The sequence below is a fragment of the Luteibacter sp. NPDC104163 genome (genome assembly GCF_055584245.1).
The window spans coordinates 52,808-62,883 of record NZ_JBVJMK010000023.1 but is presented as its reverse complement, the minus strand read 5'-3'; the positions used below and the strand labels follow the sequence as shown (position 1 = coordinate 62,883).

The 10,076-nt window shown below is 66.3% G+C and carries 10 protein-coding genes; 2 read left to right on the top strand and 8 right to left on the bottom strand.

All coding sequences use genetic code 11. From position 1 onward, the window contains the following. Positions 1–136 precede the first annotated feature (136 nt). Positions 137–2,467, bottom strand: coding sequence for a S9 family peptidase (locus ACZ6YI_RS20120; protein WP_465780179.1), 2,331 nt, complete (start codon positions 2,465–2,467; stop codon positions 137–139). Positions 2,468–2,580: 113 nt separating this feature from the next. After that, positions 2,581–3,408 (bottom strand): SDR family NAD(P)-dependent oxidoreductase, encoded by an 828-nt coding sequence (locus ACZ6YI_RS20115; protein WP_465780178.1) that lies wholly within the window; start codon positions 3,406–3,408, stop codon positions 2,581–2,583. Positions 3,409–3,573: 165 nt separating this feature from the next. Here ACZ6YI_RS20115 and ACZ6YI_RS20110 point away from each other — a divergent pair, with 165 nt between their 5' ends. Next, positions 3,574–4,035, top strand: a complete 462-nt coding sequence (locus ACZ6YI_RS20110) for a PA2169 family four-helix-bundle protein (RefSeq protein WP_440326746.1) — start codon at positions 3,574–3,576, stop codon at positions 4,033–4,035. Between the two features lie 77 nt (positions 4,036–4,112). On the opposite strand, the gene ACZ6YI_RS20105 is transcribed toward ACZ6YI_RS20110, so the two are convergent. The 5 genes from ACZ6YI_RS20105 to ACZ6YI_RS20085 form a co-directional block, all read right to left on the bottom strand. Then, positions 4,113–4,640 (bottom strand): hypothetical protein, encoded by a 528-nt coding sequence (locus ACZ6YI_RS20105; protein WP_465780177.1) that lies wholly within the window; start codon positions 4,638–4,640, stop codon positions 4,113–4,115. Positions 4,641–4,700: 60 nt separating this feature from the next. Beyond that, entirely contained in the window at positions 4,701–5,474 is a 774-nt protein-coding gene (locus ACZ6YI_RS20100) for a YdcF family protein (protein WP_465780176.1), read from the bottom strand. 36 nt (positions 5,475–5,510) lie between these two features. Further along, complete coding sequence (locus ACZ6YI_RS20095; protein ID WP_440326740.1) at positions 5,511–5,864, bottom strand: response regulator transcription factor; 354 nt, start codon at positions 5,862–5,864, stop codon at positions 5,511–5,513. Between the two features lie 132 nt (positions 5,865–5,996). After that, a complete protein-coding gene (locus ACZ6YI_RS20090; protein ID WP_440326738.1) occupies positions 5,997–6,632 on the bottom strand; it encodes a response regulator transcription factor in 636 nt (211 codons plus the stop codon). Next, the gene (locus tag ACZ6YI_RS20085; RefSeq protein WP_465780175.1) at positions 6,629–8,560 is read right to left on the bottom strand and encodes a PAS domain-containing sensor histidine kinase; all 1,932 of its coding nucleotides are present in this window, start codon (positions 8,558–8,560) and stop codon (positions 6,629–6,631) included. Before ACZ6YI_RS20085 ends, ACZ6YI_RS20090 begins: the two co-directional genes overlap by 4 nt. Positions 8,561–8,828: 268 nt before the next feature. Between ACZ6YI_RS20085 and ACZ6YI_RS20080 the strand changes: the two genes are divergently transcribed. Further along, entirely contained in the window at positions 8,829–9,416 is a 588-nt protein-coding gene (locus ACZ6YI_RS20080; RefSeq protein ID WP_465780174.1) for a helix-turn-helix domain-containing protein, read from the top strand. Between the two features lie 7 nt (positions 9,417–9,423). On the opposite strand, the gene wrbA is transcribed toward ACZ6YI_RS20080, so the two are convergent. Continuing rightward, positions 9,424–10,023, bottom strand: coding sequence for an NAD(P)H:quinone oxidoreductase (gene wrbA, locus ACZ6YI_RS20075; RefSeq protein ID WP_440326732.1), 600 nt, complete (start codon positions 10,021–10,023; stop codon positions 9,424–9,426). Between the last annotated feature and the right edge of the window lie 53 nt (positions 10,024–10,076).

The window sequence follows — 10,076 nt, the reverse complement described above, 5'->3', positions numbered from 1 at the left end:
AAAAAAAGCCCGCGAATCGCGGGCTTTTTTCTGCCGTTGTGTTGGCTGCCGTTGTGGGAGCGCGCTTGCGCGCGATGGGGCTTGTGGCAAGCACCCATCGCGCGCAAGCGCGCTCCCACAGAATCGGCGGCGTGCCTTAGCGCGTCGCTTCCACCGGCGTCAGCTTGAATTCCTTCGGCGGGGTTTCACCCTTGAGGTAACGCACGAAGTAATCCCAGCGGCGGCGCGTCATGTACTGCGTGGCGGCGCCGTAGCCGTGGTGGGCGTTGGGGATCATGACCAGGTCAAAATCCTTGTTCGCCTTGATCAGCGCATCGACGACCAGCAGGGTCTCGTACGGCGGGACGTTATCGTCCGACGTGCCGTGCGCCATCATCAGGTGGCCCTTCAGGCCGTCCACCCACTTCTGGTTCGCCTGGTCGTCGTAGTTCGACTTGCCGTCCTTGTCCTTGACCAGCAGGCCCTGCCACTTCTCCGCCCAGTCGTCCTCGTAGTTGCGGTTGTCGTGGTTACCCGACTCCGAGATGCCGACCTTGAACGTATCCGCGTAGCGGAACATCGCCGTCGCCGTGGCGTTGCCGCCGCCGGAATGGCCCCAGATACCGACGCGCTCACCATCGATCCACGGGTTCTGCTTCACCAGCTGCTTCACCGCCGCCACCTGGTCGGGCAGCGTGTTGTCGCCGATGTTCTGGAAGTACGCATCGTGGAACGCCTTCGAGCGCAGCGGCGTACCCATGCCATCCACCGCGACGACGACGAAGCCGAGTTCGGCCAGCGCCTGGTTATCGCCGTGCGACGGCGCGAAGCTGCGCGTACGCACCGAACCCACCTGCGGGCCCGGGTAGATGTAGACGACCAGCGGGTACTTCTTCGACGGATCGAACTTCGACGGCTTGAACATCTGGCCGTAGAGGTCGGTCTTGCCATCGCGGGCCTTGACCGTGAACGAGGTGGGCGCGACCCAGCCAGCCGCCTTGAGGCGCGAGATGTCGGCCTTCGCCACTTCCTTCACCACGGCGCCCGTATCGCTGCGACGAACCACGGCGACCGGCGGCGTGTCGATGGTGCTGTACGAGTCGAAGAAGTACGTGCCGTCTTTCGACATCGATACCGTGTGGTCGGACTTCTCCGGCGTCAGCAGGGTGAGGTTCGAGCCATCGAAGTTCACCTTGTAGAACGACTGGTAGTACGGATCGACGCCCTTCTCGCGGCCGACGCCGCGGAACCAGATCGCCTTGGCCTTCGGATCGACGTGCAGCACCTGGGTGACGTTCCAGTCGCCCTTGGTGATGGCGTGCTCGAGCTTGCCGGTCTTCAGGCTGTACATGTACAGGTGGCCCCAGTTGCTCCGCTCGGAGAACCAGATCACCTCGTCGGTTTCAGGCACGTACTGCCAGTTGGCCTTCTCGAAACCGCCTTCGAAATACGTCTTGGCCTTTTCGTCGAACACGGTGCGCACGTCACCGGTTTCCGGATTGGCGATGCGCACCCACTCATGGGTGTGGTCGCGCGCGGTGGAGACGAACGCAATGCTCTTGCCATCGGCGGACCAGCGCACGTCATCCCACACGCCCGGGCTGCACGAGACATCGTCGCAGACCGTGGAACGGTGCTGGTCGGGCTCCATCTTGAAGCGGACCATCTGCTTGCTCGGCACGTCGATCACGACGCGCTCGATCATGGTCACGTCCTTGTCGCCCGGCAGCGGGTACTTCCAGGTATCCACCTTCGGGTGGCCCACGTTGACGCTGACGAGGGTCATCTCACCCGTCTTGCGCTGGTCCTGCTGGAACGTCGCGATCTTCTTCGAGTCCGGCGACCACACCAGGATCGCCTCGTCGGTGTGCTTCCAGCCAGCGTTGTCCGTGGCGTAACCGTAATCCTTGACGCCGTTGGTGGTCAGCTGCGTCTCGGCACCCGTGGCGACATCGCGCACCCACAGGTTCCAGTCGCGCACGAACGCTTCCGACTTGCCATCCGGCGACTTCAGGCCCGGCTCTTCGCCGTACGCCTTGCCATTCGGGTCCTTCTTCACCGCGGCCAGGTCGCACTTACCCATGGCCTTGTCGCAGGTGTAGTGCTTGCCGCCGGAGGTGATGTCGAGGCCGTCATCCGGGCGCACCACGAAATCGGTCACCGGGAGCTTGGCCGGGTCGACCTTCTTGCCCGTGGCATCCGAGAGCGCCTTCGCCACCTGGTCGCGATCGAACGCGCGGGTGACCTGGCCGGTGCTCGCATCCATGGTGAGGAACTGGTCGCCATCCTTGTCATGGTCGCGATACCAGAAGTGCGTATCGTCGATCCACTTCACGCGCTGGACGGAGTGATCGACCAGCGGCATCGTGTTGTTCGCCAGCATCGCATCGGCGCGGCGGTAGTCGTCGGTACCGACCGACTGGGCGGAGGCAGCCCCGGCGAGGCCGAGGAGGATGGCACCGGCAAGCGCCGGGTAGTGCTTGTACATGGGTAACCCCTTGGCGGAACGTGTCGGCGCGGAGGGCGCCGCGAACCGGACGAGGCTAGCCCCCGGCACCGCCCCGGGCGTATGCCAGAGGTCATGGATCATGCCGTCACGGATCAGCCATGGCTTCCCGGGGCGCCCTCGCCGTGGACCCGGAAGCGCCGGCCCTGGCGCTCGGTCAGGGCCAGGCCCAGCCGGTCCGGCAGCAACTTGAAGAGCGCCTTGATGATCCGGTTGACCCGGCCGTTGACGTAGACCGGGGTCCCCGCGTCCACGGCATCCAGGCCCTGCCGGGCCACCGTGGCCGCATCCATCCACATGAACGCGGGCATTTTCGAGACCAGCGAGCGTGCCCCGTTCACATCGTGGAACTCCGAATAGGTAAAGCCCGGGCACAAGGCGGTGACATGGACGCCGGTGCCTTTCGCCTCCAGCGCCAGCGACTGGGAAAACCGGATCAGGTAGGCCTTGGAGGCGCCATACAGGGTGTGGCCGGCCGAGCCCGGGACATGCCCCGCCAGCGAGGCCACGTTGATGATCCGGCCATAGCCGCGGGCCTTCATCCCGGGAAGCAGGCGCCAGGCCAGCTCGGTGGGCGCGGTCATCATGACCTGGATAAACGCCGCGTGCGCCGCCCACGGCTGTTCGTCGAGGTAACCCGTGAGTCCATACCCGGCATTGTTCACGAGCAGGTCGATGTGCAGGCCTTGCTCCGTCAACGCACCCACCAGCGCCTCTGCCGCATCCGGGCGGGCGAGATCGAGCGGCGCCACGATTGCCTCGATCGCATGGCGCTCGCGCAGCTCGGTCGCGAGGGCGTCGAGACGATCGGCACGGCGCGCGGTGAGCACCAGGTCGAAACCGCGGCGCGCAAGCTCCCGCGCGAACGCTTCACCGATACCGGCGGAGGCGCCGGTGACCAGCGCGCGACGATTGGATGCCATGGGTCGATCTCCTTAGTGAAACGTGACGATGCAGTATGCCTGCCGCGAGGATGAACGAACGCATCGTGTCATGGGCCACGCCACGTGGCGTTCACGGAATGCAGCCGCCCGCAGACGCGATGCTGGCCTCCCGCAACCACTTCCCGCCAACAAGGAGCCACGCCGATGACTGCAACGACCGAACACGATATCAAGGTCCTCAACTCCCTCATCGAGACGACGATCGATAGCGCCGAAGGCTACGGCGAGGCCGCGAAGGATGCGCACAACACGCGCTATGCCGCCTCGTTCCAGCAGCGCGCCTCGGAGCGCCGCCAGGTCGCGCAGCGCCTGCAGCAGCAGGTGCGCTCGCTCGGCGGCAACCCGGAAGATGACGGCACCGTGCTCGCCAAGGCACACCGCATGTTCGTGGAACTGCGCGCGAAGATGAGCTCGAAGGACGACACGGCCATCGTCGATGAAGTGGAACGCGGCGAGGACCACATCAAGGCGAAGTACGAAGACGCCCTGAAGGACACCGACGTCACCGCCGGCACGCGCTCGCTGATCAACGAGTCGTACGTCTCGGTGAAGAGCGGCCACGACCAGATGCGCGACCTGAAGCACGCCCTGCACGGCACGAACTGATCGTGCGTTGAGGCGATAAGCAAAGGCCCCGGTCTCGCGACCGGGGCCTTTGTTTTGGTCCCACAAATCGGGCGATGTTACTTGGCGGCGCCGTCGTCTTCGCTCATCAGCTGGTTGATCTCAGCCTTGTGCGATTCGTAGAAGGCGACGTTCTTCTGGTTCACCTTCGACCGGTCGACGTACTGGGCCATCTGCGGATTGTTCTTCGCTTCCGAAGCAATCGCCGCATTGGTCAGCGCCAGGTTCGCGAGCATGAAGTCGCGCGGGCTGAAGCCGTTCTTCTGGATCAGCGGCCCGATGCGCGGATCGGAGTCGGTAACCGTCTTCGCGAGATCATCCAGCGAGTGGATCTTCGAGAAGTCGGTCTGCGCATCCTTGGGCTTGATGCCCTGCTTCTTCGCTTCCTTCGAGACGGCGACCAGGCGGTGGAACACGTCGTCGTTGAGGTTGTAGTTCTGGATCGCGGCGCGATCGGACGCCGGGATCTGCGACGCCGGGTTGGCGGCGGGGGCCGGCTGCTGCGCCGGTGCGGCCTGCTGGGCAAACGCACCAGGGGCGATCGAAGCGGTGGCCAGCAGCGCGGCGAGGATGTAACGAGACTTCACGGGCATCTCCTTTCGTTGCGGTCCGTGGCTGGACGGTGCGCCAGCATAAAGGGCCAAATGTTAGCTATGTGTCTGCGTGGTCACGTTTTCTTCAGGAACCTTGGGCACGTTCCAGCCCAGGGCGTTGTACACGTGGTAGCGCCACACGCCCACGTATTCGTGCAGGGCGAAGTCGGCGAAGAACAGGTTCTCGGTGCCCGGCAACCAGTCGTAGCGTGCACGCACGTAGTCGCCACGCACCGGTTCGCCGCGAATGCCGAAGTGGGCGAAGTACAACATGGCGCGCTTCAGGTGCACCGCCGACGACACCAGCACGATCTTGTCCGCGCGGTAGCCATCGAGCAGCGGCTTGCTGTTCTGCGCGTTCTGGAACGTGTTCATGCTGCGCGACTCGAGGATCATGTCGGCTCGCGGGACGCCCAGCCGGTCGAGCGTAAGCGCATAGGTGTCCGCTTCGGCGTGACCGTTATGGGCGGCGTCCCCGCCGCTCACCTCCAGCTTGCAGTCCGCGCCCGTGTCCTTGCAGGCACGGTAGAGCTCGACCGATCGAAGGATCCGCCCGTTCGCGTAAAGGCTCGGTTCCACGCCGCCGTTGCTGCTGCGTACCGTGCCGGCGCCCAGCAGGATGATGACGTTGCGCTGGCCCCAGCCGGTGACATCCGGGCGGAAACCGGATTGCAGGTTATCCAGCAGCAGACCCGCCACGGGCCCGCAGCCCACCGCGAACAGCCATGCAAAGGCCAGCACCACGAACGAACCGGCGGCGCGGCGACGACGGCGCCAGCCGCAGAGCAGCGCCACGAGAAGCAGGATAAGGAACAGGGTCAGGATCATGGGGCCGGAGCGTATCAGACCCCGATGGAAACGACGCTACCGCACGGCGAGCGCCCGCTCCAGGCACGAGACCAGCGCATCCCCGGCGAACGGTTTGCCCAGATAGCAGAACGCGCCCGCGGCCATCACGCTATCGCGCACGGCATCATCGAGGAAGCCTGAAACGAAAACGATGGGGTAGGTGCGCCCACGCGCCAGGAGGCGGCGCTGCAGGTCGGTGCCGTCGATGCCGGGCATATGCACGTCGGTCACGAGGCAGTCCACGCCTTCGTCGCTGCCGGGGCGGAGATAGTCTTCGGCGGAGGCGAACCCCCGTGCTTCGTGTCCCAGCGACCTGACCAGGCTTACGGTGGCCTGGCGCACCGCATCGTCATCGTCAACGATCGCCACAATCCTGTTCGCGGCCAAACCTGTGATCCTCATCACGCGCCTGAGCGGTGCGGGGCCTACAGTGCTCCCCCGGCCCGTGGATGGGAATCATACGGAGGTGTGCGGTGCCTGGATCTGTTCAGGCCCAGGCGTTCAGGCCTGGCCGGCCAGGGCCTCGGCCTGGCGGACCAGGTCGGCCAGCGAGCGCACGCCCATCTTGCGCATGACATTGCCGCGGTGGATCTTCACGGTGATCTCGGAGAGGCCCAGCAGCGCGCCCACCTGCTTGTTCATCAGGCCGGCGGTCACGTGCTGCATCACCTCGCGCTCGCGCGGCGTGAGCGAGGCGTAGGCGGTACGGACCGTGGACAGGGCATCGGCATCCCGGCGGCTCGCTGCGTCCCGCTCGATCGCCGCCGATACCGCATCCAGCATGTCCTGGTCGCGGAACGGCTTGGCCAGGAAATCCAGCGCGCCGGCCTTCATGGCGCGTACCGACATGGGGATGTCGCCATGGCCGGTCATGAAGACGATAGGCAGGCTGTTATCCATGCCCGATAGCTGGGCCTGGAAATCCAGCCCGCTGACGCCAGGCAGGCGGACATCGAGTACGAGGCAGCCCGGGGCGCCTGCGTTATCGCGGGCAAGGAAATCGGCGGTGCTGCCGAAGGTCGCGACGCTGAGGCCCACCGAGCGGAACAGGGACCCGAGTGCCTCGCGCACCGCCTGGTCGTCATCGACGACGCAGACGATCGGTGCCTGGGCAACGACGGGTAGCGGACGATTCATGCGCGGGCCTCCTCGGCCACCATCACTGGCAGCGTGAAATGGAAGGTCGCTCCCCCCTCAGGGCGATTGGTCGCCCAGAGGCGCCCGCCGTGAGATTCCACGGTCGAGCGGCAGATGGCAAGCCCCATGCCCATGCCGCCGCCACGGCTGGTCACGAACGCATCGAACAGGTTGGCCGCGATGTCCTCGGGAATGCCGGTCCCGGTGTCTTCGACTTCGATCATCAGGGCATCGCCATCGACCTCGCGGGCGCGCAGGGTCAGTTCGCGACGGCCGGGGACACTGCCCATCGCACGGATCGCGTTGCCCATCAGGTTCATCACCACCTGCTGCAGCTGGACGCGATCGCCACGCGGCAGCGGTGCGTCCTCGTCGATATCGATGGTCAGGCCGACGCGGTGGCGGGCCATCTCACCGTCGAGCAGCAGGGCACACTCGTCGGCGAGCGCATGCAGGTCGAAGCGCACGTGCTGGCGTGGCTCCTTGCTGGCCAGGCTACGCACGCGGTTGACCACTTCACTCGCGCGGCGCGCATCGCGCACCAGGCGCTCGATGCCATCGCAAGCCTCGCCGAGGTCAGGCTGGTCACGGCGCAGCCAGCGCAGGGCGGCTTCGCCGTGGGTGACGATCGCGGCCAGCGGCTGGTTCACTTCGTGCGCGATGGTGGCGCTCATCTCGCCCAGCGCCGTCACGCGGGCGGCCTGGGCCAGCTCGGACTGCATCGCCATCAGGGCGTGTTCGGCGCGCTTGCGGTCGGTGATATCCACGACGCTCACCAGCACGCGGTCGTAGCGCGCGGCGCCCAGCGGCATGCTGATCGCGAACAGCACGTTGAGCCGCTCGCCCTTCAGGTTCACCAGGTGGGTTTCGCCCTCGGCGGTACCGGTCCCTTCGAACACGGTGAGCAGCACCTGCGCGAACGTGCGGTCGCTGCCCGGCAGGAACCGGTCGAGCGGGCCGATCAGGTCTTCGCGCCGCTGCGCGCCGAGCAGGCGCACGGTGGCGGCATTGACGTCGGTCACCATCGTCAACGAGCACGCATCGCGCACGAAAGCGGGGTGCTTGTGCAGGTAGGCGGCAAGGTCCACCACGCCCTGCTGGCGCAACACGGCGATGCGCTCCATGACGAGGGTGTAATCCTCTTCCCAGAACGAGAACCGCGCGCTTTCGAAGATGGCGCGGTAACGGCGCTCGCTCTCGGCCAGCGCGGCATCCGCCGCACGGCGCGCGGTGATGTCCGTGCCCGCTTCCAGGATCATCTGCGCGCGGCCCGCACCATCGCGCAACAGCGCGCAGCGGGCCTCGACCAGCACGATGCGGCCATCGCGATGCTGCTGGATGAGCTCACCTTCCCAACGGCCTTCGGAAAACAGCTCCGCATCCATCTCGGCACGGTTGCCCGCGAACGCGGTCGCCAGCAGTTCGCTGGCGCGACGGCCGATGGCTTCGCGCGCGGTCCAGCCGTAAAGCGCTTCCGCACCGCCGTTCCATTCGACGATCACGTCATCCGTATCGCGGACGTAGATCGAATCGTGGGTGAGGTTGATCAGGCTCGCCTGGCGGATGATGGTGACCATGCGCGCGCGGGCGCGGAGCGAAAGCACGCCCGTGACCACGATGGCCGCCAGGCTGACCACGCAACGCAACAGCGCGGCGTCGGGCTCGGGCCAGCCATGCCCGCGCACGTACGAGGCGATGGTTAGCAGGCTGCAACCGGCCACGGCGGCATGGATCGCGGCACGGCTGCCCGATGCGGCGACCAGCAGCACCACCACCAGGTAGACGACCGCGACGGCACCCTGCAGCGGCGTGAAGGTGTCCACGATGAATACCGCCACGGCAAGCAATGTCCCGGCGGCCGACAGCCAGCCGGATGCACCATGCCGCGGACCGATAAGGGTCCCGGCGGGCGCATGGCGAGAGGGCATCGTTGCTGGCATCAGTGGCTCACGTGGCGGCAGTCTTATACAGATTCGGCCAGAATCGTGGCGAAACACGTCATAGCAGTCTTGCACGCCGGTGATGGTTTTTGACCGTTACGGCACGACCGTTACAAGAAAGGTGTCATTGCTCCAAATCATCCTTAGGTATGGGCCCCCAGAGCCCAACGTAGAATTCAGCCGACCCCCTCTTCGCGCATAGGCTGCAAGCATGGGCGACGTGCCCATGTCCCCGCCCCCTCCGTGGAGCCAGACCATGCGCTACGAATCGAACGCCTATGCCACGCCCGGCCCGACCGCCGACGCGGTGCACGCCCTGAACACGTTTGCCGTGACCGCCGCCCAGGATGAGCCGACCGTGGCCCGCCTGCTGGAGCAGGCCCTCACCGCGGTGGAAACCGACCTCGCCACCACCCGCGCCTGCGTGGCCCGGGTGGCCGCGCTGCTCGAACAGGCCGAAGCGCCGCAGGCGCCGGCCGCGGTGGCGCCGCGCCGTCGCGTCGGTGCCGGCCTGGCCCCCTGGCAGGCACGGCGGGTGGCAGCGCATGTCGACGAGAACCTCGGCTTTGCGATCACCATCGACCACCTGTCGACGCTCGCCGGCCTTTCCAGCAGCTATTTCTGCCGCGCGTTCAAGGACACCTTCGGCGAACCGCCGCACGCCTTCATCATGCGCAAGCGGGTGGAGCGGGCGCAGCAGCTGATGCTGCAGACGCGTGAGCCGCTGAGCCAGATCGCCCTGGCCTGCGGCCTCTCCGACCAGGCCCACCTGTGCAACCTGTTCCGCCGGCTCGTCGGCCAGAGCCCCAGCCACTGGCGTCGCTCGCAGTGGCAGGAGGCCTGAGGGATCGTCAGCCGAACAGCTTCGCGGCCGTCTCCGCGATGAGCTTGCCCTGGAACCGCGCACCCGCCAGCTCGTTCTCGCTGGGCCGGCGCGAGCCATCGCTACCCGCGATGGTGGTGGCGCCATAAGGGCTGCCGCCGGTGATCTCGGCAAGGGTCATCTGGCCTTGGAAGCTGTAGGGGAGGCCGACGGGGATCAGCCCGAGGTGCAGCAGGTTGGTGATGATGGAGAACAGCGTCGTTTCCTGGCCGCCATGCTGCGTGCCCGTGGAGGCGAAGGCGCCGCCGACCTTGCCGTTGAGGGCGCCGCGGGCCCATAGCGGCCCGGTCTGGTCAAGGAAGTTCGCCATCTGCGATGTCATGCGGCCGTAACGCGTGCCGGTACCCACGATGATCGCGTCGTAGTGCTCCAGTTCCTCGACCCGGGCCACCGGTGCTTCCTGATCCAGTTTGAAATGCGCGGCCCGTGCCGTGTCTTCCGGCACAAGCTCCGGCACGCGCTTGATGTCTACGCTGGCACCTGCTTCACGTGCGCCAGCCGCCACCGCCTCGGCCATCGTTTCGATGTGCCCGTAGGCCGAGTAGTACAGAACCAGAACCTTTGCCATGGGACGTTCCTCGCTGAAAGGACCAGGACAGGGAAGGTAGGCAGTTTGCCGTG

What these genes read in the sequence shown, in the direction of transcription:
- ACZ6YI_RS20120 (WP_465780179.1), bottom strand. Translation starts at nt 2,467, where the DNA reads ATGTACAAGCACTACCCGGCGCTTGCCGGTGCCATCCTCCTCGGCCTC.
- ACZ6YI_RS20100 (WP_465780176.1), bottom strand. Translation starts at nt 5,474, where the DNA reads ATGATCCTGACCCTGTTCCTTATCCTGCTTCTCGTGGCGCTGCTCTGC.
- wrbA (WP_440326732.1), bottom strand. Translation starts at nt 10,023, where the DNA reads ATGGCAAAGGTTCTGGTTCTGTACTACTCGGCCTACGGGCACATCGAA.
- ACZ6YI_RS20115 (WP_465780178.1), bottom strand. Translation starts at nt 3,408, where the DNA reads ATGGCATCCAATCGTCGCGCGCTGGTCACCGGCGCCTCCGCCGGTATC.
- ACZ6YI_RS20085 (WP_465780175.1), bottom strand. Translation starts at nt 8,560, where the DNA reads ATGCCCTCTCGCCATGCGCCCGCCGGGACCCTTATCGGTCCGCGGCAT.
- ACZ6YI_RS20110 (WP_440326746.1), top strand. Translation starts at nt 3,574, where the DNA reads ATGACTGCAACGACCGAACACGATATCAAGGTCCTCAACTCCCTCATC.
- ACZ6YI_RS20090 (WP_440326738.1), bottom strand. Translation starts at nt 6,632, where the DNA reads ATGAATCGTCCGCTACCCGTCGTTGCCCAGGCACCGATCGTCTGCGTC.
- ACZ6YI_RS20080 (WP_465780174.1), top strand. Translation starts at nt 8,829, where the DNA reads ATGCGCTACGAATCGAACGCCTATGCCACGCCCGGCCCGACCGCCGAC.